The organism is Escherichia ruysiae (assembly GCF_031323975.1).
Classification (GTDB): domain Bacteria; phylum Pseudomonadota; class Gammaproteobacteria; order Enterobacterales; family Enterobacteriaceae; genus Escherichia; species Escherichia ruysiae.
Genome location: NZ_JAVIWS010000001.1, coordinates 3,196,938 through 3,222,537, shown reverse-complemented (window position 1 = coordinate 3,222,537; position 25,600 = coordinate 3,196,938). Strand labels below are relative to the sequence as shown.

Here is a 25,600-nt window from a genome sequence, read left to right as displayed (position 1 = left end):
GACGTTATCTTTACGTAAAGCGGAGGTGATGTGAAATTAATTTACAATAGAAATAGTCTACATATCAAACAGTTAGTTGATTTTTGTCGTTTTTTGATGTTTTTATGCTTGAGAAAAAATACGAAACTTTTTTATGATATGGACAGTTTGGCCCCAATTGTCTTGTATTTCTTTATTTTTTCATTTTCTTATCAATAAGTTATATCAAACCTCTTCTCTTTTTAATTTTTCGTTTATGAGATTATTTCTTTCCCATAATCCGGCAAAACGTGCTGCATTACTGGCGGTATAACGCACAGTATGGCGAATATTTCGATGCCCCAGATAATCCTGAATTAAACGGGTATCAGCACCACGCTCCGCCAGTTCATAACCGCAAGCATGTCTTAACATATGAGGGTGAGTCTGTGTCACGGTTCCAGCTTCAATACCGGCATCACGAATGATGCGATAGGCCTGCTGACGAGAAAGTCGACTTCCACGACGGGAAATAAATATGGCGTCGGTCTGCTCAGCGCCTTTCCAGTTAGCACGTTCCTGGGTCCAGCGTTCTACAGCTTCACGCTCATCAAAACGTAATGGGTGAACTGTAGAAAATCCGTTCTTCAGTCGGCGAATATTTATTCGACCTTCATTAAGGTCAAGATCTTGATAATGCAAATCAAGCAGCTCACTAATACGCATCCCATGCCGATATGCCAACAGAATAAGACAATAATCTCTGGCGCCCGTTGCCCCATAGCAAACCGCTTGCATCATTGCCTGAACTTCTTTACCGGTAAGATAACGACGTTTACTCACAATAGTAGTACTCCTGACTGAGATATATTTGAATGAATACCTATAGGAAACCTCAAACGGTCAAAATTAGCCCAATAGATAAAAAGATAATCACACATAAAGTTATGTGGTTATCAGTCAATTACATTAAACATCATACAAAAATAAAATATCACTGATGTGACAACATCTATTTTCATTGATTTAATTCAATATAACAATAGATAGCACCTGATTAACTCCCAGTTGCTTAAAAAATAAAGAAAAAAGTGCAGAAAGAGAAGGATCTAAGTGATATGTAAATTTATGAATGCTTTTGTTTGTTTATTTCGAATAAAATAAACCATTGTATTTTGTATGGGTATGGTTAAGCTAATGTTTATTATGATAATTAAGAATTACACCAACAATAACATCAATTAATAAATGGTTAATTATTATTGAAATATCGTAAGAATAATGTAGGTTTTAACACCATCCCTGGTATCTCATCCATCTTTATAAAACAGCGTGACGCTGTCGACCTCTGGGTCTGTCCCAGATGCCGTAAAAACGCCCTGCATTGCTGGCGGTATACCAGACGGTATGACGAATATTACGATGCCCAAGATAATCCTGGATAAGTCGTGTATCTATTCCCATATTCGCCAAAGCAAAACCACACGAATGGCGTAACATGTGCGGATGAATCTCCAGTGATAGCCCGGCATTACCACCTGAAGTCGAGATAATATGGTAAAACTGTTGACGAGAAAGCGGATTCCCTTTGCGTGATAAAAATACCCACTCACTCTCAGCATGTGGATAAGAAGTACGCGTACTCAACCAGTTTTTTAAAGCCTGAACTTCTTTATTCAATAGCGGGTGCGTCGTTGAAAAGCCTTTTTTTAATCGATGGATATATATGCACTTTGCCTTCAGATCAATATCCGAAATTCTCAATCGGCAAATTTCACTCGCCCGAAAGCCATGAATAAAACAAAGCAAAGTCAGACAATAATTGCGTGCAGCATGAGGCCCGGTATTTGCTGCTTTAAGGAGTGACTCGATTTCACTGTGGGTCAGGAAGTTCCTTTTTTTGTTATCAGCCTTATTCTTCATCGTTTTCCCTTATTATTACAGACGCGCACTAGCTGTGCTGGGTTAGCAATAATCCAACATTGTAATCCTGATTATGTTTATAAAAGCGAATGTTTGCTTAATGACTAACGCAAGTGGACCAGCTCTTTTGAATGAACTTAAATAGAATGGCGATAGCTACTTATAATAACTTTGCCATACAACGCTATGCTCTTGCATGCTATGTTCTTTTATATATTTTCAATCTGAGACGAATCTAATAATAACCCTCATCATCAATGTAACTAATCTTATCTATATATCACGTGATATGTTCTGTAACAAGTAAAATCAACATAAAAAAATTCAGCAAAATTTAATTTTTTGTTCAACGCGCTATCTCACATATAACATTATTAGTCAACTCCATTTCCCTCAAAATTGCTATTTCATGAGATTCCTTAATTTTTAAGTGGCTATTATCATGCTAATGCTTAGTTCCCTAGCCATTATTACCCTTTGGTTTGTAAATTCATGCAGTGAGATTGTTATATTCCTTTCCAGACCGTGTATTGTCCAAAGATATGGGGGGAAGTCTGCACGCACCTTTTTTCATCTACATTCGTGTTAAATGTGGTGTGGTTACTTCAACTTAATCTTTTCTTACTCACTGCTATTTACTGGTGATACGGCAAATAACCGATTCCCCCCCATCCTGAAGTGTGCTGAACATCAACGAGCCAGCCCTGGACAGGATCAGAAACTCCTCTACTACATACCAGGTTGCCCTTAGTCTCAGAACGTTAAAACATATTTTATGATGAGAATTATTGTCAATCTGATAGCGGATAAACACTCATTTTCACCATACCTGAGGAGTTAGCTTGTAAACCCGGCACTGCCGAAAATCATTAAAAATACATTATAAACAATTAGTTAATAACAAAACTTCAGTTTCATGAAGGCAGTCGAGAATGACCATCTGGCCTTACATAACATCTTTACCTTCGAAAAATATCGACATATTTTGTGACGCGAATTGCAAATCTGGTTTTGTTGTATGGATTGCGTGATTTTTGATCTGGTATAACAGGTATAAAGGTACACACAAGAGATAAATAAGACGACTCATATCGCAATCTAATACAAACATCCTTGGCGTCCTCTCTTATCGGGTGATGAAAGAGCACTTCAGTCTGACAGGAGTATGAAAATGAGATCAACAAACAATCCATTTTATGACACTGGCTAAAAATGGATTTAGTAAGTGAAATAGCTTACGAACACTAAAATCAAATAAACATCAGAATAGATTTAATACTCAGGTATTTAATCCAGATCTCTGTTTATCTTAAATTATGTGGAAAGCAATTTCTCACAGGAGGCATTATACAAAAAAAAATAAAACATAATTATCCGTGGCCAATGACGCTATAAGCCTGGCAAAAAAGAGCACATAACATAAATGCTATTTGTTTATTCGGACTTCGTATTACTTTCTGTATTCTACAAATGAGTGAAATTTATGAAAAAGGCTAAAATACTTTCTGGCGTATTATTACTCTGCTTTTCGTCACCATTAATTTCTCAGGCTGCAACACTGGATGTGCGTGGTGGATATCGTAGTGGAAGCCATGCCTATGAAACTCGACTCAAAGTCAGTGAGGGGTGGAAAAATGGATGGTGGGCAAGTATGGAAAGTAATACCTGGAATACCATTCATGATAATAAAAAGGAAAATGCCGCATTAAATGATGTTCAGGTTGAAGTTAATTACGCGATTAAACTTGATGATCAATGGACCGTGCGCCCAGGAATGTTAACCCATTTTAGCAGCAATGGCACACGCTATGGACCTTACGTAAAACTGTCATGGGATGCGACAAAAGATCTCAATTTTGGCATTCGCTATCGTTACGACTGGAAAGCTTACCGACAACAAGACTTATCTGGTGATATGTCTCGTGATAACGTTCATCGTTGGGATGGATATGTCACTTACAATATTAATAGTGATTTCACCTTCGCATGGCAAACGACGCTGTACAGCAAACAAAACGATTATCGCTATGCAAACCATAAGAAATGGGCGACGGAAAATGCATTTGTTCTACAATACCATATGACGCCCGATATTACGCCATACATAGAATATGACTACCTTGACCGTCAGGGTGTTTACAACGGTAGAGATAATTTATCGGAAAACAGTTATCGCATTGGTGTGTCATTTAAACTGTAGTAGACAGGAGACAGTCACAATGAATAAAACAATAACGGCACTTGCTATCATGATGGCTTCATGTGCCGCAAACGCGTCGGTATTACCAGAAACTCCTGTGCCATTTAAAAGTGGTACTGGTGTAATTGATAACGACACTGTCTACATTGGTTTAGGTAGCGCAGGTACGGCATGGTACAAGCTGGATACGCAAGCCAAAGATAAAAAATGGATAGCTCTGGCGGAATTCCCCGCTGGCCCGAGAGATCAAGCAACCTCTGCCTTTATTGATGGTAATTTGTATGTATTTGGCGGTGTTGGTAAAAACAGTGAGGGGTTAACTCAGGTATTCAACGACGTACACAAATATAATCCCAAAACCAATACCTGGGTTAAATTAATGTCGCACGCACCGATGGGCATGGCAGGTCATGTGACCTTTGTACACAACGGCAAAGCCTATATTACTGGCGGCGTTAACCAAAATATCTTTAATGGCTATTTTGAAGATCTCAAGGAGGCAGGAAAAGATTCAGCGGCTATAGATAAAATCAACACCCACTATTTTGACAAAAAAGCAGAAGATTATTTCTTCAATAAGTTCCTGTTGTCTTTTGATCCCTCTACACAGCAATGGAGTTACACTGGCGAATCCCCCTGGTATGGTACGGCTGGTGCAGCGGTAGTAAATAAAGGTGATAAAACCTGGCTTATTAATGGCGAAGCCAAACCAGGACTGCGAACTGATGCTGTATTTGAGCTTGATTTCACCGGCAATGGCATAAAATGGAATAAACTTTCTCCCGTCTCCTCCCCAGATGGCGTAGCTGGCGGTTTTGCAGGTATTAGCAATGACTCTCTTATATTTGCCGGGGGAGCCGGATTCAAAGGTTCACGAGAAAATTACCAGAACGGTAAAAACTATGCGCATGAAGGTCTGAAAAAATCGTATAGCGCCGATATTCATCTTTGGCATAACGGGAAATGGGAGAAATCTGGCGAACTGTCGCAAGGTCGGGCCTACGGAGTATCATTGCCCTGGAATAATAATTTATTGATTATTGGCGGTGAAACTACGGGCGGCAAAGCTGTGGCGGATTCAGTGTTGCTCTCTGTGAAAGATAATAAAGTTACTGTACAAAACTAACTTTTCAGGGCTCCAGCAAAGGAGCCCTGCGATCAATGGCTCATCACCTGTTGTCATTTCAATTACGCATATATATGAACACGATAATATCGCCCGATTATTACTATGTTCTTACCGTTGCAGGACAATCTAATGCCATGGCATATGGCGAAGGACTTCCCTTACCAGACAGTGAAGATGCGCCTCACCCCAGAATAAAACAACTGGCAAGATTTACACAGACGCATCCCGGTGGCTCGTCATGTCAATTTAATGACATTATTCCACTGACTCACTGCCCACACGATGTTCAGGATATGCGGGATTATCACCATCCTCTGGCAACGGATCATCAAACACAATACGGTACAGTTGGACAGGCACTACATATTGCGCGGAAATTACTCCCCTTCATTCCTGATAATGCTGGCGTTCTCATCGTTCCTTGTTGTCGTGGCGGATCGGCTTTTACCGCAGGCTGCGAAGGAACATATTCAGAACAGCACGGAGCCAGCCATGATGCATGTCGTTGGGGAACGGATACTCCGCTGTATCAGGATTTAGTCAACAGAACGCGAGCTGCACTGGCGAAGAATCCGCAGAATAAATTCCTCGGCGTATGCTGGATGCAGGGCGAATTTGATTTAATGACGAGTGACTACGCGTTACACCCTCAATATTTTAATAATATGCTTGAGGCCTTTCGTAAGGATTTAAAGCAGTACAGTTCTCAGCTTCTGAATACTAACACTTCCGCTGCTCCGTGGTTCTGCGGCGATACCACCTGGTACTGGAAAGAAAATTATCCTCATGCGTACGAAACTATTTATGGCAATTACAAAAAGAATGCCTTAACCAATATTATTTTTGTCGGCTTCCAGCAACAAGACGAACGAGGGCTAACGAACGAGCCTGATGAAGATCCGGACGATTTAATCACGGGATATTACGGTTCAGCGTACCGAACGCCAGAAAACTGGACAACGGCGCTACGAAGCAGTCATTTTAGCTCGGCAGCCCGTCGGGGGATTATTTCCGACAAATTTGCTGACGTTATTTTGCGGTTTTGGCAGGAAAAGTGAGCACTCACAAATTTGATTTATGCGCATCCATCAATGCTCTGAACTCTGTTGGTAATCTTCAGCCTCTTCAAACGGTATCTACAACGATTATGTAATCACAACCTATGCAACATAGGGCGATTGCGCTTGTAGAAAATAATGATGCAGAAAACTTTGTTTAACGCTATTCAGACGGGCAACAGATACAAAAAAAGACGCTTTTCAGCGTCTTTCTTTTGGAATATTGGTACTGAGGATGGGACTCGAACCCACAAGCCCGTTAGGGCACTACCACCTCAAGGTAGCGTGTCTACCAATTCCACCACCTCAGCACAGATACTATTCTTAGTTCGGGATATCGCTGGTCGGCTTAGCCGGAGCAGCTGGCTGAGTTTGTTCGGTTTTCGCCGGAGCACTCAGATTTTCCCATTCGCTACCTTTATTGGTTTTGTTGCTGTTGATGTTACCCAGCACCAGACTGATGATGAAGAACAACGTTGCCAGCACAGCCGTCATACGGGTCATGAAGTTGCCAGAACCACTTGAACCAAACAGCGTAGCGGAAGCGCCTGCTCCGAAGGAGGCTCCCATATCAGCGCCTTTACCTTGCTGCAGCATGATCAGACCAACAAGGCCAATTGCTACAATAAGGAAAACTACTAAAAGAGCTTCGTACATAATCAACCTGTTCCTTGCGGAGTTGCCGCGTACCAATGCTTCAACCAATAAAGCGGGAGAATTTAATCTTTCCCACTGAAGCGGGTGTGAATACTAACCAAAGCGAATGACCTTCGCAAGGGCAATTTTATTGCATTGTATCAACTGCGGAAAAAAACAGCAAAATAGATGTGCATAAGAAAAACAAAGGCGACAATCGCCGCCTTTTTAGCCAGTTAGTTATCGCATTAAACCGCTTTTACCGCATCAGCGATACGGTGAGCAAACTCGGTGACCTGCGCTTCGTCTTCACCTTCAACCATCACGCGAATTAACGGCTCAGTGCCGGATTTACGCAACAGCACACGCCCACGGCTACCCAGCGCCGCTTCAACTTCGGCGGTCACGGCTTTAACAGACTCATGCTCCAGCGGATCGCCGCTACCTGCGGTATAACGCACGTTAACCAGAATCTGCGGGAACATTTTCATGCCACTGCAAAGGTCGTGCAGGCTCATATGGTTACGCGCCATCGCCGCCAGCACCTGCAAACCAGCAACGATGCCGTCACCGGTAGTAGTTTTATCCAGCAGGATCACATGACCGGAGTTCTCTGCACCGATACGCCAGCCTTTTTCCTGCATTTTTTCCAGTACGTAGCGGTCGCCCACTTTCGCACGTGCAAATGGAATGCCTAACTGTTTCAGCGCCAGTTCCAGCCCCATGTTGCTCATTAATGTACCCACCGCGCCACCACGCAGCTGCCCCTGACGAAGACCTTCACGCGCGATGATATACATGATCTGATCGCCATCGACTTTATTGCCTTCATGGTCAACCATAATCACGCGGTCGCCGTCGCCGTCAAAGGCAATGCCGAGATCTGCTTTTTCAGCCAATACGCGTGCCTGTAGCGCACGAACATCAGTTGCCCCCACTTCGGCATTGATGTTTACGCCGTTCGGCTCACAACCGATGGCGATAACGTTCGCTCCCAACTCGCGCAGCACGTTTGGCGCGATGTGATAAGTCGCGCCATTTGCGCAATCCACCACAATCTTCAGTTCACTGAGGCTAAGTTCGTTCGGGAACGTGGCTTTGCAAAATTCGATATAGCGACCCGCAGCATCAACGATACGGCTGGCTTTACCCAGTTCTGCCGAATCAACGCAGCTAATCTCTTTTTCCATTTCAGCTTCGATGGCCTCTTCTACCGCATCCGGCAGTTTGGTGCCGTCGATAGAGAAGAATTTAATGCCATTATCGTAGAACGGGTTATGCGATGCGGAAATCACAATCCCGGCCTCTGCGCGGAAGGTACGCGTCAGATAAGCCACTGCCGGTGTTGGCATCGGGCCGGTAAAAAGTGCGGAAAGTCCCGCTGCCGCCAAACCCGCTTCCAGCGCCGACTCCAGCATATAGCCAGAAATACGCGTGTCTTTACCAATAATGATCTTACGGGAACCATGACGCGCCAGCACTTTACCTGCTGCCCAGCCCAGCTTCAGCACAAAATCAGGGGTGATCGGCGCATCCCCAACACGACCACGGATCCCATCGGTCCCGAAATATTTACGATTACTCATAGCGTTTGTTTTCCTTTGCAGACAGAGTGGCTTCCACCACTCGCATCGCTTCTACGGTTTCTTTGACGTCATGAACACGAATGATGTGTGCGCCCTGCATCGCAGCAATAACTGCACAGGCCAGACTACCGCTCAGGCGTTCGGACGGCCCCACGTTCAGCAGTTGTCCAATCATCGATTTTCGTGACATACCCACCAACAGCGGCAGGTTGAAATGGTGAAATTCAGCCAGACGCGCCAATAATGAATAGTTATGGTGGAGATTTTTACCGAAACCGAATCCCGGGTCGAGCAACAATTTCTCTTTTGCGATACCCGCCCGTTCACAGCGTGCTATTTGCTCAATAAAGTAGCGATTCACTTCAGCATAAACATCGTCATACTTCGGCGCTTCCTGCATGGTCTTTGGATTTCCCTGCATATGCATCAGGCATACGGGTAAACCAGTTTCCGCAGCCGCTTCCAGAGCGCCAGGTTCGGAAAGGGAGCGGATATCGTTAATGATGTGAGCGCCCACTTTCGCCGACTCACGGATAATTTCCGGTTTGGAGGTATCCACAGAGATCCAGACTTCGAATCGTTGCGCAATTGCCTCAACCACCGGAATAACACGTTGCAACTCTTCTTCAACACTCACTTCCGCTGCACCTGGACGCGTAGACTCTCCACCAACGTCGATAATCGTCGCGCCAGCGTTGATCATCAGATTCGCATGTTTCACTGCATCAATCAGAGAGTTATGCGTACCACCATCAGAAAAAGAATCTGGCGTGACGTTGAGTATCCCCATCACGTGAGGATGGCTAAGATCCAGTGAAGTGCCCTGGGCAAAGAGTTTCATGGTGTTATCCCTGGTATAAATTGATAAGAAAAAACCCCGGAGCACGCCCCGGGGTTTTCGGTACAAATACAGTCATCTGATGCGGGAACTTACTTGTCGCCTAACTGCTCTGACATGGTGTTACCCGGATTTGGCGTACGTGGTTCATCAACCGGACGCGGCGCCTTTGGAGTGCCATTATTGTCAGAATTGTTAGATGCTCCCGACTCATCCCAACCTGCAGGCGGGCGTACATCGCGACGAGCCATCAAGTCATCAATCTGCGGTGCGTCGATGGTTTCATATTTCATGAGTGCATCTTTCATCGCATGAAGAATATCCAGGTTGTCGTTCAACAACTGACGCGCACGATTATAGTTACGTTCAATCAGTGACTTCACTTCCTGGTCGATGATACGCGCGGTTTCATCGGACATATGTTTTGCTTTCGCCACGCTACGACCGAGGAAAACTTCACCTTCTTCTTCCGCATACAGCAGCGGACCGAGTTTTTCAGAGAAGCCCCACTGGGTCACCATGTTACGCGCCAGGTTAGTCGCAACTTTAATATCGTTCGACGCACCGGTAGAAACATGTTCTGGTCCGTAGATGATCTCTTCTGCCAGACGACCGCCGTACAGGGTACTAATCTGACTTTCCAGTTTCTGTCGGCTGGCGCTGATTGCGTCGCCTTCAGGCAGGAAGAAGGTCACACCCAACGCGCGACCGCGCGGGATAATCGTTACTTTGTGCACCGGATCGTGTTCCGGCACCAGACGACCAATAATCGCGTGGCCAGCTTCGTGGTAAGCAGTCGATTCTTTCTGCGCTTCCGTCATCACCATGGAGCGACGTTCCGCACCCATCATGATTTTGTCTTTCGCTTTTTCGAATTCAACCATTGATACAACGCGTTTGTTGCCACGTGCCGCAAACAGTGCCGCTTCGTTCACCAGGTTCGCCAGGTCTGCACCGGAGAAGCCTGGTGTGCCTCGAGCAATAATTGCCGCATCAACATCTGGCGCCAACGGTACGCGACGCATATGCACTTTCAGGATCTGCTCACGCCCACGGACATCTGGCAGACCAACCACAACCTGACGGTCGAAACGACCAGGACGCAGCAGTGCCGGGTCGAGAACGTCCGGACGGTTAGTCGCCGCGATAACGATGATACCTTCGTTACCTTCGAAGCCATCCATCTCAACCAGCATCTGGTTCAGGGTCTGTTCACGCTCATCATGACCACCACCCAGACCAGCGCCACGCTGGCGACCTACGGCGTCGATTTCATCGATGAAGATGATGCACGGTGCCGCTTTCTTCGCCTGTTCGAACATGTCACGCACACGAGATGCACCCACACCGACGAACATTTCTACGAAGTCAGAACCGGAGATGGTAAAGAACGGAACTTTCGCTTCACCTGCAATGGCTTTCGCCAGCAGCGTTTTACCCGTACCCGGAGGACCGACCATCAGGACGCCTTTCGGGATCTTACCGCCCAGTTTCTGGAAGCGGCTCGGCTCACGCAGATACTCAACCAGTTCGGCAACTTCTTCTTTTGCTTCGTCGCAACCAGCAACATCAGCAAAGGTCGTTTTGATCTGATCTTCCGTCAACATGCGCGCTTTGCTCTTACCGAACGACATCGCGCCTTTACCGCCGCCGCCCTGCATTTGACGCATGAAGAAGATCCAGACACCAATCAGTAACAGCATCGGGAACCATGAGATGAAGATAGAAGCCAGCAGGCTTGGCTCTTCAGGCGGTTCACCGACAACCTTGACGTTCTTGGTCAGCAGGTTATCCAGTAGTTTCGGATCCTGAACCGGAATGTAAGTGGTATAACGGTTACTATCTTTCTTGGTAACGTTGATTTCACGTCCGTTGATACGCGCTTCACGAACCTGGTCGTTATTGACCTCTTGTAGGAAGGTAGAGTAATCCACCTTACGGCCATTAGACTCGCTGGGCCCAAAGCTCTGGAATACTGACATCAGCACAACGGCAATGACCAGCCAGAGTATTAGGTTTTTCGCCATGTCACTCAAGGGATTAACCTCTTATTACAACTGTGTTAAAAACAGCGTCAGGATACTCTATATCCAGCATCTTTCAAACTTTCGTCTGAAATCTCCCGGTTAGGGTTTACGCCCGGTCGCTACAATATACACTTCCCGCGAACGTGCACGAGAAGAGTCCGGCTTACGAACTTTGACCTTCGTAAACAGGGAGCGAATTTCCCTTAGATACTCATCGAAACCTTCGCCCTGGAACACCTTCACTACAAAACTGCCACCCGGCGCTAACACATCACGACACATTTCTAGCGCCAGTTCCACCAGATACATGGCACGGGGGATATCCACCGCCGGTGTTCCGCTCATGTTTGGTGCCATATCGGACATGACAACCTGGACTTTGCTGTCGCCTACGCGTTCCAGCAGTGCTTTCATCACCAGTTCATCACGAAAATCGCCCTGAAGAAAGTCCACACCAACGATAGGATCCATAGGTAAAAGATCGCAAGCGATGATGCGGCCTTTGCCGCCAATTTGGGTGACCACATATTGTGACCAACCACCCGGGGCAGCACCAAGGTCGACAACCGTCATTCCCGGTTTAAAGAGTTTGTCACTTTGCTGTATTTCATCAAGTTTAAACCAGGCACGGGAACGTAACCCCTTTTTCTGTGCCTGTTGAACATATTTATCGCTAAAGTGTTCCTGAAGCCAGCGGCTGGAGCTGGCAGAACGCTTCTTACCTGTCATTTAACTTTCCCATTGGGATAACTCATCGTAACCAATTGCGTAAATTTTTACGCGCCTATTTGGTGATATATGGGAGATGGCGGTAGAATGACCCGTTTTCAATCCCAACGTAAGCAAAAAAATACGATGAATCTGAGTACTAAACAAAAACAACACCTGAAAGGTCTGGCACATCCGCTCAAGCCAGTTGTTCTGCTTGGCAGTAATGGTTTGACCGAAGGGGTGCTGGCCGAGATTGAACAAGCGTTAGAGCACCATGAACTCATCAAGGTGAAAATCGCCACCGAAGATCGCGAAACTAAAACCTTGATCGTGGAAGCTATCGTGCGCGAAACCGGCGCCTGTAATGTACAGGTCATCGGTAAAACGCTGGTGCTTTATCGCCCAACTAAAGAACGTAAAATCTCGCTGCCACGCTAAGATTATCCTAAAGTTACACACATTTTCTGTGTAAAACGAGGGATTTTCCGCAGGCAGGAGAGCAAAATGCCACGCTCTGTTCGTTGATAAAAGGCCGCATAGCGGCCTTTTTCCTTTCTTTACAATACATCAACATCTTGAGTATTGGGTAATTCTTACAGGTATTCTACCTTAATTACTTCAAATTCTACTTCGCCGCCTGGCGTTTTGATGACCACAACATCATCTTCTTCTTTGCCGATCAGGCCACGAGCGATAGGTGAGTTTACAGAAATCAGGTTTTGTTTAAAGTCAGCTTCGTCATCGCCTACGATGCGATAAGTCTGTTCTTCATCAGAATCCAGATTCAACACCGTTACGGTAGCACCAAAAATAACGCGGCCATTGTTTGGCATTTTGGTGACATCAATCACCTGCGCGTTCGACAGCTTGGCTTCGATGTCTTTGATACGGCCTTCGCAGAAGCCCTGCTGTTCACGCGCAGCGTGATATTCAGCGTTCTCTTTCAGGTCGCCATGTTCACGCGCTTCCGCGATAGCAGCAATGATTTCAGGACGGCGCACAGATTTCAGAAAATCCAGCTCTTCGCGTAATTTTTCAGCGCCGCGTAAGGTCATCGGAATAGCTTGCATTTGTTATACCTCTTGAATATTCCTGATGGGGCGAGTCTCCACCCACCCCGGCTGTTCGGTCAGCCCGGCATAACTCCTCACCAGGCCAGAAGCAAAAAAATACCGACCCGGAAACAGGTTCCAGGTCAGCTACAATTCACATTTTGATGATCATTTTACCCTGAAGTTCCCGAAGGGTCATCGTTTACTTTATAGGGCGTTGCGCCGTAGTATGACGGCTCGATTCCAGGTTGTTAGCGCGAGATTATGCGATTTTCCAGATTTATCATCGGATTGACCAGCTGTATAGCGTTCAGTGTTCAGGCTGCGAATGTTGATGAGTACATTACTCAACTTCCCGCTGGTGCCAACCTTGCCCTGATGGTGCAAAAAGTCGGCGCGTCTGCCCCCACGATTGATTACCACAGTCAGCAGATGGCGCTGCCCGCCAGTACGCAAAAAGTAATCACTGCGCTGGCTGCGTTGATTCAACTCGGCCCCGATTTTCGTTTTACCACTACGCTTGAAACCAAAGGTAATGTGGAAAACGGAGTGCTTAAAGGCGATTTAGTGGCGCGATTTGGTGCCGATCCGACGTTAAAACGTCAGGATATTCGCAATATGGTCGCGACTCTGAAAAAATCTGGTGTCACACAAATCGATGGCAATGTACTCATAGATACCTCCATTTTTGCCAGCCATGATAAAGCTCCCGGCTGGCCATGGAATGACATGACACAATGCTTTAGCGCACCACCCGCCGCTGCCATCGTTGACCGCAATTGCTTCTCCGTCTCGCTCTACAGCGCCCAAAAACCCGGTGATATGGCTTTTATACGCGTGGCATCTTATTACCCCGTTACGATGTTCAGCCAGGTACGCACCCTACCCCGTGGTTCTGCCGAAGCGCAATACTGCGAGCTGGATGTCGTGCCAGGCGACCTGAACCGCTTTACGCTGACCGGATGCCTGCCACAACGTTCCGAACCTCTACCGTTAGCCTTTGCGGTGCAAGATGGTGCCAGCTATGCCGGGGCGATTCTGAAAGATGAGTTAAAACAAGCGGGTATCACCTGGAGCGGAACACTGCTGCGACAAACGCAGGTTAACGAACCGGGAACGGTGGTGGCCAGTAAACAATCGGCTCCTTTGCATGATCTGCTTAAGATTATGCTGAAAAAATCAGACAACATGATCGCCGATACGGTTTTCCGCATGATAGGCCATGCGCGCTTCAATGTGCCTGGAACATGGCGGGCCGGGTCGGACGCCGTGCGCCAAATTCTGCGTCAGCAAGCCGGTGTCGATATTGGCAACACGATTATTGCCGACGGCTCGGGACTTTCACGCCATAACCTGATTGCGCCTGCCACCATGATGCAGGTGCTGCAATATATCGCCCAACATGACAATGAGCTTAACTTTATCTCTATGCTGCCGCTGGCGGGTTATGACGGCTCGTTACAGTACCGTGCGGGTCTGCATCAGGCGGGCGTGGATGGCAAAGTCTCAGCGAAAACCGGTTCGTTGCAGGGGGTATATAACCTGGCGGGATTCATTACCACAGCGAGCGGGCAACGAATGGCATTTGTGCAATATCTTTCTGGCTATGCAGTAGAACCGGCGGATCAGCGTAATCGCCGTATTCCGTTAGTGCGCTTTGAAAGCCGCTTGTATAAAGATATTTATCAGAACAATTAGTCAAAAAGAAACCCCGGCGCATGGTCGGGGTTTCAGATTATTGACAAAGTGCGCTTTGTTTATGCCTGATAAGCGTAGCGCATCAGGCTATTTGGCGTTTGTCATCAGTAATTAACGCTTGTAAATGAACTCAACGCCTTCTTCGTCGTCTTCGTCCCAGTCGTCATCCCAGTCTTCATCATCCTCTTCAGCAATTTCTTCAAGCTGCTGACGGTGATAATCATCCCACATGAATTCGACTTTCTCTGGCTGTTTCGCTTCTTCGGCCTGCACGACCGGGTTTTCAATGATAAAGGTCATCACATCCCAGCAGAGATCTTTCACGCCCAGTCCGCTTGCCGCAGAGATCAGATAATATTTATCTTCCCAGCCCAGCGCCTCAGCGATCGCTTTCGCTTTCTCTTCGGCTTCCGCTTTATCCAGCAGATCGATCTTGTTGAAGACTAACCAACGCGGTTTCGCCGCCAGATCCTGACTGTATTTTTCCAGCTCGCTGATAATAATACGCGCGTTTTCAACCGGATCGGTGCCGTCAATCGGATCGATATCGATAAGGTGCAACAGGACGCGGCAACGTTCCAGGTGCTTCAGGAAGCGAATCCCCAGACCTGCGCCTTCCGCAGCGCCTTCAATCAGCCCTGGAATATCGGCAACAACGAAGCTCTTTTCGTTGTCCATTCGTACCACACCCAGACTTGGCACCAGAGTGGTAAATGGATAGTCCGCTACTTTCGGTTTAGCCGCCGAAACAGCGCGAATGAATGTCGATTTACCAGCATTTGGCATCCCCAGCATCCCGACGTCCGCCAGCAGCATCAGCTCCAGCAGCAGCTCGCGCTTATCGCCCGGCGTGCCGTTGGTTTTCTGCCGTGGTGTACGGTTAACGGACGATTTGAAACGAGTATTGCCCAGACCGTGCCAGCCGCCCTTAGCAACCAGCAGACGCTGACCGTGTTTGGTCATATCGCCCATGGTTTCACCGGTGCCCTGATCGATAACACGCGTACCTACTGGTACTTTAATCGTCACGTCTTTACCACGCTTACCGGTGCAGTCGCGGCTTGCGCCATTCTGACCACGCTCGGCGCGGAAAGATTTTTCAAAACGATAATCGATAAGCGTATTCAGGTTCTCGTCGGCTTCCATCCATACGTCACCGCCGTCACCACCGTCGCCGCCATCCGGGCCGCCTTTCGGAATATATTTTTCGCGGCGGAAGCTCACGCAACCATTACCGCCATCACCTGCAACGACCAGAATCGATGCTTCATCAACAAACTTCATTTTATTCTCCGTAAATCATTCGCCTGCGCGGGGTTGCGATACCACCGTTGTATGCTTACGTAATCCGCCCCAAATACGATGACCAATGGCGGAATACATCGCGCCCGCAACCACGACAAACGCACCGAGATAACCTAAAAGGTTTAACATCGGTCTGGCGAAGAAATCGGGCCAGGCCAGTGATAAAAGATCTGAAAAAAACAGCGTAAACAGTGGGGTGAGCGTGATTATCGCGCTCACCTGCGCTGCCTGCCAGCGAGCCATCGCTTCCGCCAGGGCGCCATATCCTACCAACGTATTCAGTCCGCAAAAAATTAAACATGCGAGCTGCCAGTGGCTAAGCTGCGCTATCACCCCTGGCTTTGCCAGAGGGAAGAGCGCGATTGTACATAAAGTGTACAGTAAAAACAGGATCTGCGGTGAGGCCAGCCGACGCAATAAAACCTTTTGCGCCACGCCATAACTCACCCAAACCGTCGCCGCACCGACCCCAAAGATAACTCCCCAGGTGTAATCGGTGAGCTTTGTAAATATCTCGACCAGACTGGTGTTAAAGAACATCACCAGGCCGCTCAGGAGCATCAATGCTCCCACAACCTGGGTGCTGCGCATTTTCTCTTTCAGGATAAATACGCTGGCAACCATCATGCCAACCGGCGAGAGTTGCCCAATCACCTGCGAAGCGGTCGGACTCAGGTATTGCAAGGATGAGCTGAACAGGATGAAGTTCCCAAACAGCCCGGCAGTCGCCACCGCCAGTAATATCAACCAGCGTGGCTTACGAAACACGCGTAATGGCGGCAGCTTCTTCTTCACCGCAAGAATGGCACCAAGGCCAATACTCGCCATCAAGAAACGGTAAAACACAATTGTCGGAGGTTCCATCACCTCCAGCACCTGCTTCATTGCGATTGGCAACGCCCCCCAGCAAATTGCTGTGGTGAGCGCCAAAAGAATGCCAATGCCTGCCTGCTGCTTCATACCGTAATCCCTGCAAAACGCATTTGCGGATTAACGCCGCACGATGCGCATTTTTACCGGCTATCGAATGTAAAAAGCCCCGCAACGTGTTGCGGGGCTTTCATCCGTTACCGGGACGCGAAAAACTTATTCAGCTTCGATGCTGATAAATTTACGGTTTTTCGGGCCTTTAACTTCGAATTTCACTTTACCGTCTGCTTTAGCAAACAGAGTGTGGTCACGACCGCAACCTACGTTAGTGCCAGCGTGGAATTTGGTGCCACGTTGACGAACGATGATGCTACCCGCCAGAACGGATTCGCCACCGAAACGCTTAACGCCCAGGCGTTTAGCTTCTGAATCGCGACCGTTACGTGTGGAGCCGCCAGCCTTTTTATGTGCCATTTGAAATCTCTCCTCAGGTCTTAGGCGCTGATGCCAGTAATTTTCACATCAGTGAACCACTGACGATGGCCCTGCTGCTTACGATAGTGTTTACGACGACGAAACTTAACGATTTTAACTTTCTCGCCACGACCGTGAGCAACAACTTCAGCTTTGATTACGCCGCCATCAACGAAAGGAACGCCGATTTTGACTTCTTCACCGTTTGCGATCATCAGCACTTCAGCGAACTCAACAGTTTCGCCAGTTGCGATGTCCAGCTTTTCCAGGCGAACGGTCTGACCTTCGCTTACTCGGTGTTGTTTACCACCACTTTGGAAAACCGCGTACATATAAAACTCCGCTTCCGCGCACACCTTTTCAATGATTCAGAGTGCGCTATAAATATTCACAATAGGGCGCGAATATTACGCAAAACGCACGCCTTTGACAAGTGCTACAGTCAATACACGAAGAAAAAAAACACAACTTGTACGGTAACGTTTATCTGTGCCATTTTTTCAGTACAATCACCCTATATTCCTAACCATAAACCCTAAGTTGCCTTTGTTCACAGTAAGGTAATCGGGGCGAAAAGCCCGGCTTTTGCGATGAATTTAGAAAAAATCAATGAGTTAACCGCGCAAGATATGGCGGGTGTTAATGCGGCAATCCTTGAGCAGCTTAATTCCGACGTCCAACTGATCAATCAGTTAGGCTATTACATCGTCAGCGGCGGCGGTAAACGTATTCGTCCGATGATTGCTGTACTGGCTGCACGAGCTGTTGGCTATGAGGGAAATGCGCATGTCACCATTGCCGCTCTGATCGAGTTTATCCACACAGCGACTCTGCTACACGACGACGTTGTGGATGAATCAGATATGCGCCGTGGTAAAGCTACCGCCAACGCCGCGTTTGGCAATGCCGCCAGCGTGCTGGTAGGCGATTTTATTTACACCCGCGCGTTCCAGATGATGACCAGCCTCGGCTCGCTCAAAGTGCTGGAAGTGATGTCCGAAGCCGTAAACGTCATTGCAGAAGGTGAAGTTCTGCAACTGATGAACGTTAACGACCCGGATATCACCGAAGAAAACTACATGCGCGTTATCTACAGCAAAACTGCACGTCTGTTTGAGGCTGCTGCGCAGTGTTCCGGGATTCTGGCAGGATGTACACCGGAAGAGGAAAAAGGCCTGCAGGATTATGGACGTTACCTCGGCACCGCTTTTCAGCTCATCGACGATTTGCTCGATTACAGCGCCGATGGTGAACAGTTAGGTAAAAACGTCGGGGACGATCTGAACGAAGGTAAACCGACGCTGCCGCTGCTACATGCGATGCATAATGGTACACCGGAGCAGGCGCAAATGATCCGTACTGCTATTGAGCAAGGCAACGGGCGTCATCTTCTGGAACCAGTTCTGGAAGCAATGAACGCGTGTGGATCTCTTGAATGGACGCGTCAGCGTGCCGAGGAAGAGGCAGACAAAGCCATCGAAGCGTTACAGATACTCCCGGATACCCCGTGGCGAGAGGCGTTAATCGGCCTTGCACATATCGCGGTTCAACGCGATCGTTAATTCCTTCCCTTTATCCCGCGCATTGCGCGGGATAACTCCAGTAAGTTCCATAAAAACACTTATTCAGTGCAATACCATCTGAATAATCAGCTGTTTGTCTTTATATATTCTGAATCTTCACACTATTTACATGAACTTTTTAGAGCAATGCGCCATCAGGAGTATAGTGATGCTCGATAGAACACATGTTCTGAATGAAAGCGACTAACTTAAGGAGTGAGGCAAGATGGAGAGTAATTTCATTGACTGGCATCCCGCTGACATCATTGCGGGTTTGCGCAAGAAGGGAACGTCAATGGCGGCGGAATCTCGCAGAAATGGTTTGAGTTCCTCGACGCTGGCAAATGCATTATCGCGTCCATGGCCAAAGGGAGAGATGATTATTGCGAAAGCCCTGGGTACTGACCCCTGGGTTATATGGCCATCACGCTACCATGATCCGCAGACCCATGAGTTTATCGACAGAACGCAGTTAATGCGCAGCTACACTAAACCGAAAAAATGAGTGGTCTGGCGGTAGCCCCGCGAACGGGGCTGCCAGCTTTCAGACGATTACTCGCCTTTCACACGCTCGATATTCGCACCTAATGCACGCAATTTGTCTTCAATGCGTTCGTAGCCGCGATCGATGTGATAAATACGATCAACAACCGTAGTCCCTTCCGCAATACAGCCAGCCAGCACCAGACTTGCTGATGCACGCAGATCGGTCGCCATGACCTGTGCGCCGGAAAGTTTTTCGACACCGTGACAAATAACGGTATTGCTTTCAATCTCGGCTTGCGCGCCCATACGGCTCAGCTCTGGCACGTGCATAAAGCGGTTCTCAAAGACCGTTTCGGTGATGAATCCGGTGCCTTCTGCCACCAGGTTCAGCAGCGTGAACTGAGCCTGCATATCGGTCGGGAACGCCGGATGCGGCGCAGTGCGGACATTAACGGCCTTCGGACGTTTGCCATGCATATCCAGGCTAATCCAGTCCTCACCTACTTCAATGTCCGCTCCTGCGTCACGCAGTTTCGCCAGCACAGCGTCAAGAGTATCTGGCTGGGCGTTACGGCAGATAATTTTGCCGCGAGAGATTGCCGCTGCCACCAGGAACGTGCCGGTTTCGATGCGATCCGGCAGCACGCGATAGACACCGCCGCCTAAATGTTCCACACCTTCGATGACGATACGATCGGTGCCTTGACCGCTAATTTTCGCGCCCAGCGTAATCAGGAAGTTCGCGGTATCGACAATTTCCGGTTCACGCGCGGCGTTTTCAATAATCGTGGTGCCTTCCGCCAGGGTTGCAGCACACATGATGGTCACGGTTGCGCCGACGCTGACTTTATCCATCACGATATGCGCGCCTTTCAGACGCCCATCGACGGAAGCTTTTACGTAACCTTCTTCCAGTTTGATCGTCGCGCCTAATTGCTCAAGCCCGGAAATATGCAAATCAACCGGACGCGCACCAATCGTACAACCGCCTGGCAGCGAAACCTGTCCCTGACCGAAACGTGCCACCAGCGGCCCCAGCGCCCAGATAGAGGCTCGCATGGTTTTGACTAAATCATAAGGTGCGCAGAATACATTAACGTCGCGGGCGTCAATATGCACAGAACCATTACGTTCTACTTTCGCACCCAGCTGGCTTAGCAGCTTCATTGACGTATCAACGTCTTTCAGTTTCGGTACGTTCTGGATCTCTACCGGTTCTTCCGCCAGTAGTGCGGCAAAAAGGATAGGCAGAGCAGCATTTTTAGCGCCGGAAATTGTGACTTCGCCCTGGAGCTTCGTTGGCCCCTGAACACGAAATTTATCCATTTAGTTTGTTCTCAGTTAACAATTCATATCCGCTACCGGCAAATCGCCCATAGCTCAAAAGCCGTTCAGTTTGCGATCTCGCGCCCACTCCGTAGGGGTATACGCTTTGATCGACACAGCATGAATGCGGTTATCCGCAATATATTCCATCAGCGGACCATAAACCGTCTGCTGTTTTTTAACCCGGCTCATGCCGTCAAACATCTCACCCACGGCAATAACCTGAAAGTGGCTGCCATCGCCGGAAACGTGGACTTCCTGGAGGGAGAGAGCGTTCATCAGCACGCTCTGAATTTCATTATTTTCCATGGGATCTTCATTCATCAGTTAATAAACCAGCAAAACATCTTAGAGCAAAGTTGCGCTGGCATAAATAAGCAAAAAGCCTTGCTGATAAATCAAACAAGGCTCGACTTGCAGGCGGATTGGCCGGACAGGCGGTTAACGTCTTATCCAGCCTGAAAAAATTTAACGAGGCAGGACATCAGACGGCAAATTATACAACTTTGCCAGGGTATACACCTTATCGTTTACCCCCTGAAGCGTCACGCTGTTGCCCTGCTTTTTCGCCAGATCGATAAGGTGGAGCAGCAGCGCCAGTCCACCAGTATCGACGCGGGACACGCGGCTAAGATCGATGCAGGTAATTCCCTTCACCGCTTCTTCACGCACTTCCCAAAGCGGTAGCAGTACGTCTTGATCCAACTCTCCGGTTAATACCAGAGTGTTGCCCGTCTGCACCCAGCTCAGTGACTCGCTCATTATTTTTTCTCTTCCAGAGTGATTTTCTGTTGAGAAATTGATTTCAGTTGCGCGGTCAGGCCGTCAATACCTTTGGTACGCAGCAGCGTTCCCCACTCGTTTTGTTTAGTGGTGATCATGCTGACGCCTTCGGCAATCATGTCGTAAGCCTGCCAGTTGCCAGTCTGGGAGTTTTTACGCCACTGGAAGTCCAGACGCACCGGCGGGCGACCATTCGGATCAATAATAGTAACGCGAATAGGCACAATGGTTTTATCACCCAGCGGCTGTTCTGGCGCAATCTGGTAAGTCTGCCCGTGATACATCGCCAGCGCCTGACCATAAGCCTGCTTCAGGTACTCACGGAAAGCGGCAAAGTATGCATCACGTTGGGCTGGGGTCGCGCCCTTGTAATACTGACCCAGTACCAGTGCACCAGCGTATTTCACCTGCACATACGGCAGCAGTTCCTGATCGACGATAGTACGCAGGTAATCCGGGTTGGCCCGGATTTGCGGTTGCTCATTCTTCAGGCGATCGAACGTTTTCTGCGCCGCCTCGTCCATCAGCTTATACGGATTGGTTTGGTCTGCCGCAGTTGCCGCACTCAGCGGTGCAATCACCAGCAAAGCGACCATCATTAAACGTTTAAACATGCGTCGGTTCTCCTGAAATTATTTCGTTGTACCCACAGGTTCAGTGGTTTCATTATTACCTGGCGCAGCAGCTGGCGCATCGCCACTATTCTTATTGTCATCGCCTTTACTGCCGTAAAGGAACTGACCAATGAGATCTTCCAGCACCATCGCAGACTTGGTGTCCTGAATCGAATCGCCATCCTTCAGGATAGCAGTACCCAGTTCGGGGTCTTCAAAACCGACGTTTAACGCCAGATATTGCTCTCCAAGCAGGCCGGAAGTACGAATGCTCAGCGAACTGGTGTCAGGAATGTGGTTATAACGTTGTTCAATTTCCAGCGTCACGCGCGGCAAATAGGTTTTCGGATCCAGCGTAATATCTGCCACCCGACCGACGACAACGCCGCCAATGCTGACCGGAGAGCGCGCTTTCAGGCCGCCAATGTTATCGAACGTCGCATAAAGCGTGTAGGTCGGTTCAGTACGTATGGACGTCACGTTTGCCGCCTTCAGGCAGACAAACAGCGCCGCCAGCAGTGCTGCTAATAAAAAGATACCCACCCAAATTTCATTTTTTTTCGTTTGCATGAACTCAATTCCCAAACATCAATGCGGTCAGCACAAAATCCAGCCCCAGAACAGCCAGAGACGAGTGGACAACGGTGCGAGTGGTTGCCCGGCTAATCCCGGCAGAAGTCGGGATGGCGTCGTAGCCGTTAAACAACGAAATCCACGTCACCGTAATAGCGAACACCACGCTCTTAATCAGACAGTTGACCAGATCCATACGCCAGTCGACGGCATTTTGCATTGCCGACCAGAAGAATCCGCTATCAATACCTTTCCAGCTCACGCCGACCAGCGATCCGCCCCAGATCCCCACGGCGACGAAAATAATCGTCAGCAACGGCAATGAAATAACCCCAGCCCAGAAACGCGGAGAAATAACCCGACGCAGCGGATCGACCGCCATCATCTCCATGCTGGAGAGCTGCTCTGTGGCGCGCATCAAGCCGATTTCTGCGGTTAACGCCGAACCGGCTCGACCGGCAAACAGCAACGCAGCAACCACCGGTCCCAGTTCACGCAGTAGCGATAACGCCACCAGCATACCCAGACTGGTTTCCGCACTATAAGTGGTCAGAACCAGATAACCTTGCAGACCCAGCACCATTCCGATGAATACGCCAGAAACCACAATAATCAGCATTGACAGGACGCCGACATTATAGAGCTGACGCACCAGCAGCGGCGCATGTTTACGAAATTCCGGTTTGCCGACCAGCGCATTGAATAACATTAACCCGGCCCGTCCGAACGTTCTCAGGGTTTTAATCCCTTTATGTCCAAGCGAGGCCAGCGCATTTAACAGCATGAGTGGCTTAACTCCCTGGTAAAAGATCAGCGTGATAATCGCCGGCAGGATAGCGGAACGGAACAGGTCCGTCAGCTATCCCGTCCAGAAACTGACGTACGCGCGGATCAGGATTCGCCTGCAACGCCTGGGCGCTACCGTGAGCGACAATTTTTTTATCCGCCAGAATCCAGGCGTGATCCGCAATACTTAAGACTTCCGGCACATCATGAGAAACTACCACGCAGGTCACGCCCAACGCGCTGTTCAGCTCAGAAATCAGCTTCACCAGTACGCCCATAGTGATCGGATCCTGCCCAACAAACGGTTCATCAAACATGATGAGATCCGGCTCCAGGGCAATCGCACGCGCCAGTGCAGCGCGACGAGCCATCCCGCCGGAAAGCTCAGAAGGCATCAGTTTAGCCGCTCCACGCAGCCCCACGGCTTCCAGCTTCATCATCACCGTGCTATGCAACAATGGCGCGGGGAGCTGGGTATGTTCGCGCAGTGGATAGGCAACGTTGTCAAATACGTTCATATCTGTGAACAACGCCCCGGACTGAAACAACATGCTCATCCGTTTGCGCACAGTGTACAGGCGCGAACGAGACATCGCCGGAATATTCTCGCCATCAAAAAGGATCTCACCGTGATCTGGTGCGATTTGCCCGCCAATCAGACGGAGTAGCGTCGTTTTACCGATGCCCGATGGCCCCATGATTGCCGTGATCTTCCCTCGCGGCACGGTCAGGGAAATATTATCGAAGATGCAGCGATTGCCACGCGTAAAACTGACATCGCGCATATCGACTAAATTCGCCACAGACTGCTCCATAATTCACCCTTCGTCTTGCGTTGATTTTCTAAGCATGGTGCTCAATTTAACCTTGAACCCAACATATTTACAGAATATTACCCGCCGTGGTTAGCTAAAGCTGGCATTTGTTTTACTTTTTAGCCGCATAAAGTCAAAATTAAGAATCCGTTACGGCTTTCTGAGAATCTTCAGCGACCGGCGAGTATACCTGAAGAAAGGACGTTAGATGCTTTTAGCTACGGCACTGTTAATTGTTGGTTTACTTTTGGTCGTATACAGTGCCGATCGTCTGGTATTTGCCGCTTCCATTCTTTGCCGCACTTTTGGCATCCCACCGCTGATCATTGGCATGACTGTGGTCAGTATTGGCACGTCGCTTCCTGAGATTATTGTTTCGCTTGCCGCGTCACTGCACGAACAACGCGATTTAGCCGTCGGTACGGCGCTTGGCTCAAACATTATCAATATCTTGCTGATCCTCGGTCTGACCGCACTGGTGCGCCCTTTTACCGTCCATTCCGATGTTCTGCGCCGCGAGTTACCATTAATGTTATTCGTCAGCGTGGTGGCCGGTTCCGTACTCTATGACGGACAACTTAGCCGCAGCGATGGTATCTTTCTCCTTTTTCTGGCTGTGCTATGGCTGCTGTTCATTGTTAAACTTGCACATCAGGCCGAACGTCAGGGAACCGATAGCCTGACCAGAGAGCAGCTTGCAGAGCTACCGCGTGAAGGCGGTTTACCCGTCGCATTTTTATGGCTTGGCATTGCGCTGATCATCATGCCAGTGGCAACGCGGATGGTGATTGATAACGCCACCGTTCTGGCGAATTACTTTGCCATCAGCGAATTGACTATTGGTCTGACGGCAATCGCTATCGGCACGAGTCTGCCGGAACTGGCAACCGCGATAGCCGGTGTTCGCAAAGGTGAAAACGACATCGCCGTCGGTAATATCATTGGCGCGAATATTTTTAATATCGTCATCGTGCTGGGTCTGCCGGCGCTGATTACGCCAGGGGAGATTAACCCACTGGCGTACAGCCGTGACTACAGCGTGATGTTGTTGGTAAGCATTATTTTTGCGTTGCTGTGCTGGCGACGCTCCCCGCAACCGGGCCGTGGCGTAGGGGTATTATTAACAGGCGGATTTATCGTATGGCTGGCGATGTTGTACTGGTTATCGCCAATACTCGTTGAATAACTGG

27 protein-coding genes, 1 tRNA gene and 1 pseudogene are annotated in these 25,600 nt (G+C 48.5%); 8 read left to right on the top strand and 21 right to left on the bottom strand.

Going from position 1 to position 25,600, the window contains the following annotated elements:
- Nucleotides 1–204: 204 nt before the first annotated feature.
- Nucleotides 205–801 (bottom strand): type 1 fimbria switch DNA invertase FimE, encoded by a 597-nt coding sequence (gene fimE / locus RGV86_RS15620; protein ID WP_000044716.1) that lies wholly within the window; start codon nucleotides 799–801, stop codon nucleotides 205–207.
- Nucleotides 802–1,278: 477 nt separating this feature from the next.
- The gene (fimB, locus tag RGV86_RS15615; protein WP_000790591.1) at nucleotides 1,279–1,881 is read right to left on the bottom strand and encodes a type 1 fimbria switch DNA invertase FimB; all 603 of its coding nucleotides are present in this window, start codon (nucleotides 1,879–1,881) and stop codon (nucleotides 1,279–1,281) included.
- Between the two features lie 1,483 nt (nucleotides 1,882–3,364).
- Between fimB and nanC the strand changes: the two genes are divergently transcribed.
- The 3 genes and pseudogenes from nanC to RGV86_RS22460 all read left to right on the top strand — a co-directional run.
- Complete coding sequence (nanC, locus tag RGV86_RS15610) at nucleotides 3,365–4,081, top strand: N-acetylneuraminic acid outer membrane channel NanC (RefSeq protein ID WP_016159471.1); 717 nt, start codon at nucleotides 3,365–3,367, stop codon at nucleotides 4,079–4,081.
- A 19-nt stretch (nucleotides 4,082–4,100) separates the two neighbouring features.
- The gene (nanM, locus tag RGV86_RS15605; RefSeq protein ID WP_024212370.1) at nucleotides 4,101–5,207 is read left to right on the top strand and encodes an N-acetylneuraminate epimerase; all 1,107 of its coding nucleotides are present in this window, start codon (nucleotides 4,101–4,103) and stop codon (nucleotides 5,205–5,207) included.
- Between the two features lie 35 nt (nucleotides 5,208–5,242).
- Nucleotides 5,243–5,848: pseudogene (locus tag RGV86_RS22460) on the top strand (sialate O-acetylesterase); the annotation flags it as partial.
- 338 nt (nucleotides 5,849–6,186) lie between these two features.
- Here the strand turns inward: RGV86_RS22460 and RGV86_RS22455 are convergent.
- From RGV86_RS22455 to rlmE, 7 genes are all read right to left on the bottom strand, one after another.
- A complete protein-coding gene (locus RGV86_RS22455; RefSeq protein ID WP_432758338.1) occupies nucleotides 6,187–6,285 on the bottom strand; it encodes a hypothetical protein in 99 nt (32 codons plus the stop codon).
- 207 nt (nucleotides 6,286–6,492) lie between these two features.
- Nucleotides 6,493–6,579: transfer RNA gene (locus RGV86_RS15595), tRNA-Leu, on the bottom strand.
- A 13-nt stretch (nucleotides 6,580–6,592) separates the two neighbouring features.
- Nucleotides 6,593–6,925, bottom strand: coding sequence for a preprotein translocase subunit SecG (gene secG / locus RGV86_RS15590; RefSeq protein ID WP_001517162.1), 333 nt, complete (start codon nucleotides 6,923–6,925; stop codon nucleotides 6,593–6,595).
- 227 nt (nucleotides 6,926–7,152) lie between these two features.
- On the bottom strand, nucleotides 7,153–8,490 hold the full coding sequence (gene glmM, locus RGV86_RS15585; RefSeq protein WP_000071137.1) for a phosphoglucosamine mutase: 1,338 nt from the start codon (nucleotides 8,488–8,490) through the stop codon (nucleotides 7,153–7,155).
- Complete coding sequence (gene folP / locus RGV86_RS15580; RefSeq protein ID WP_085460269.1) at nucleotides 8,483–9,331, bottom strand: dihydropteroate synthase; 849 nt, start codon at nucleotides 9,329–9,331, stop codon at nucleotides 8,483–8,485. The genes glmM and folP overlap by 8 nt, the downstream gene beginning before the upstream one ends.
- Before the next feature lie 89 nt (nucleotides 9,332–9,420).
- Nucleotides 9,421–11,355: an ATP-dependent zinc metalloprotease FtsH gene (gene ftsH, locus RGV86_RS15575; RefSeq protein ID WP_001107477.1), complete on the bottom strand. Its 1,935-nt coding sequence runs from the start codon at nucleotides 11,353–11,355 to the stop codon at nucleotides 9,421–9,423.
- A gap of 99 nt (nucleotides 11,356–11,454) precedes the next feature.
- Nucleotides 11,455–12,084 (bottom strand): 23S rRNA (uridine(2552)-2'-O)-methyltransferase RlmE, encoded by a 630-nt coding sequence (gene rlmE, locus RGV86_RS15570; protein ID WP_000145975.1) that lies wholly within the window; start codon nucleotides 12,082–12,084, stop codon nucleotides 11,455–11,457.
- Nucleotides 12,085–12,210: 126 nt separating this feature from the next.
- Here rlmE and yhbY point away from each other — a divergent pair, with 126 nt between their 5' ends.
- Complete coding sequence (gene yhbY / locus RGV86_RS15565; RefSeq protein WP_001054420.1) at nucleotides 12,211–12,504, top strand: ribosome assembly RNA-binding protein YhbY; 294 nt, start codon at nucleotides 12,211–12,213, stop codon at nucleotides 12,502–12,504.
- 155 nt (nucleotides 12,505–12,659) lie between these two features.
- Here the strand turns inward: yhbY and greA are convergent, their stop codons facing one another.
- Complete coding sequence (gene greA, locus RGV86_RS15560; protein ID WP_001148001.1) at nucleotides 12,660–13,136, bottom strand: transcription elongation factor GreA; 477 nt, start codon at nucleotides 13,134–13,136, stop codon at nucleotides 12,660–12,662.
- Nucleotides 13,137–13,382: 246 nt separating this feature from the next.
- On the opposite strand from greA, the gene dacB reads away from it, so the two are divergent.
- A complete protein-coding gene (gene dacB / locus RGV86_RS15555; protein ID WP_001212643.1) occupies nucleotides 13,383–14,816 on the top strand; it encodes a serine-type D-Ala-D-Ala carboxypeptidase in 1,434 nt (477 codons plus the stop codon).
- A gap of 111 nt (nucleotides 14,817–14,927) precedes the next feature.
- Here the strand turns inward: dacB and cgtA are convergent, their stop codons facing one another.
- The 4 genes from cgtA to rplU form a co-directional block, all read right to left on the bottom strand.
- Nucleotides 14,928–16,100: an Obg family GTPase CgtA gene (gene cgtA, locus RGV86_RS15550; protein ID WP_000673561.1), complete on the bottom strand. Its 1,173-nt coding sequence runs from the start codon at nucleotides 16,098–16,100 to the stop codon at nucleotides 14,928–14,930.
- A 15-nt stretch (nucleotides 16,101–16,115) separates the two neighbouring features.
- Entirely contained in the window at nucleotides 16,116–17,081 is a 966-nt protein-coding gene (locus RGV86_RS15545) for a DMT family transporter (RefSeq protein ID WP_000813014.1), read from the bottom strand.
- A 126-nt stretch (nucleotides 17,082–17,207) separates the two neighbouring features.
- Nucleotides 17,208–17,465, bottom strand: a complete 258-nt coding sequence (gene rpmA, locus RGV86_RS15540; RefSeq protein ID WP_000940596.1) for a 50S ribosomal protein L27 — start codon at nucleotides 17,463–17,465, stop codon at nucleotides 17,208–17,210.
- A gap of 20 nt (nucleotides 17,466–17,485) precedes the next feature.
- Nucleotides 17,486–17,797: a 50S ribosomal protein L21 gene (gene rplU, locus RGV86_RS15535; protein ID WP_000271401.1), complete on the bottom strand. Its 312-nt coding sequence runs from the start codon at nucleotides 17,795–17,797 to the stop codon at nucleotides 17,486–17,488.
- Nucleotides 17,798–18,055: 258 nt separating this feature from the next.
- On the opposite strand from rplU, the gene ispB reads away from it, so the two are divergent.
- Nucleotides 18,056–19,027 carry an octaprenyl diphosphate synthase gene (ispB, locus tag RGV86_RS15530; protein WP_010346507.1) on the top strand — a complete coding sequence of 324 codons (972 nt, stop codon included), beginning with the start codon at nucleotides 18,056–18,058 and terminating at the stop codon, nucleotides 19,025–19,027.
- A 226-nt stretch (nucleotides 19,028–19,253) separates the two neighbouring features.
- Nucleotides 19,254–19,532 carry a DNA-binding transcriptional regulator SfsB gene (sfsB, locus tag RGV86_RS15525; protein ID WP_000445413.1) on the top strand — a complete coding sequence of 93 codons (279 nt, stop codon included), beginning with the start codon at nucleotides 19,254–19,256 and terminating at the stop codon, nucleotides 19,530–19,532.
- Between the two features lie 47 nt (nucleotides 19,533–19,579).
- Here sfsB and murA read toward each other — a convergent pair whose 3' ends face one another.
- The 7 genes from murA to mlaF all read right to left on the bottom strand — a co-directional run bounded on the left by murA (nucleotide 19,580) and on the right by mlaF (nucleotide 24,410).
- Nucleotides 19,580–20,839 (bottom strand): UDP-N-acetylglucosamine 1-carboxyvinyltransferase, encoded by a 1,260-nt coding sequence (gene murA, locus RGV86_RS15520; RefSeq protein ID WP_000357255.1) that lies wholly within the window; start codon nucleotides 20,837–20,839, stop codon nucleotides 19,580–19,582.
- Between the two features lie 54 nt (nucleotides 20,840–20,893).
- A complete protein-coding gene (gene ibaG / locus RGV86_RS15515) occupies nucleotides 20,894–21,148 on the bottom strand; it encodes a BolA family iron metabolism protein IbaG (protein ID WP_010346509.1) in 255 nt (84 codons plus the stop codon).
- 159 nt (nucleotides 21,149–21,307) lie between these two features.
- The gene (gene mlaB, locus RGV86_RS15510; protein WP_000004491.1) at nucleotides 21,308–21,601 is read right to left on the bottom strand and encodes a lipid asymmetry maintenance protein MlaB; all 294 of its coding nucleotides are present in this window, start codon (nucleotides 21,599–21,601) and stop codon (nucleotides 21,308–21,310) included.
- Complete coding sequence (mlaC, locus tag RGV86_RS15505; protein ID WP_000476479.1) at nucleotides 21,601–22,236, bottom strand: phospholipid-binding protein MlaC; 636 nt, start codon at nucleotides 22,234–22,236, stop codon at nucleotides 21,601–21,603. Before mlaC ends, mlaB begins: the two co-directional genes overlap by 1 nt.
- An 18-nt stretch (nucleotides 22,237–22,254) precedes the next feature.
- Entirely contained in the window at nucleotides 22,255–22,806 is a 552-nt protein-coding gene (gene mlaD, locus RGV86_RS15500) for an outer membrane lipid asymmetry maintenance protein MlaD (protein ID WP_016159478.1), read from the bottom strand.
- 4 nt (nucleotides 22,807–22,810) lie between these two features.
- The gene (gene mlaE / locus RGV86_RS15495; RefSeq protein ID WP_000925792.1) at nucleotides 22,811–23,593 is read right to left on the bottom strand and encodes a lipid asymmetry maintenance ABC transporter permease subunit MlaE; all 783 of its coding nucleotides are present in this window, start codon (nucleotides 23,591–23,593) and stop codon (nucleotides 22,811–22,813) included.
- 7 nt (nucleotides 23,594–23,600) lie between these two features.
- On the bottom strand, nucleotides 23,601–24,410 hold the full coding sequence (mlaF, locus tag RGV86_RS15490; RefSeq protein ID WP_000438245.1) for a phospholipid ABC transporter ATP-binding protein MlaF: 810 nt from the start codon (nucleotides 24,408–24,410) through the stop codon (nucleotides 23,601–23,603).
- A gap of 208 nt (nucleotides 24,411–24,618) precedes the next feature.
- Between mlaF and RGV86_RS15485 the strand changes: the two genes are divergently transcribed.
- The gene (locus RGV86_RS15485; RefSeq protein WP_000922894.1) at nucleotides 24,619–25,596 is read left to right on the top strand and encodes a calcium/sodium antiporter; all 978 of its coding nucleotides are present in this window, start codon (nucleotides 24,619–24,621) and stop codon (nucleotides 25,594–25,596) included.
- Nucleotides 25,597–25,600: the final 4 nt, after the last annotated feature.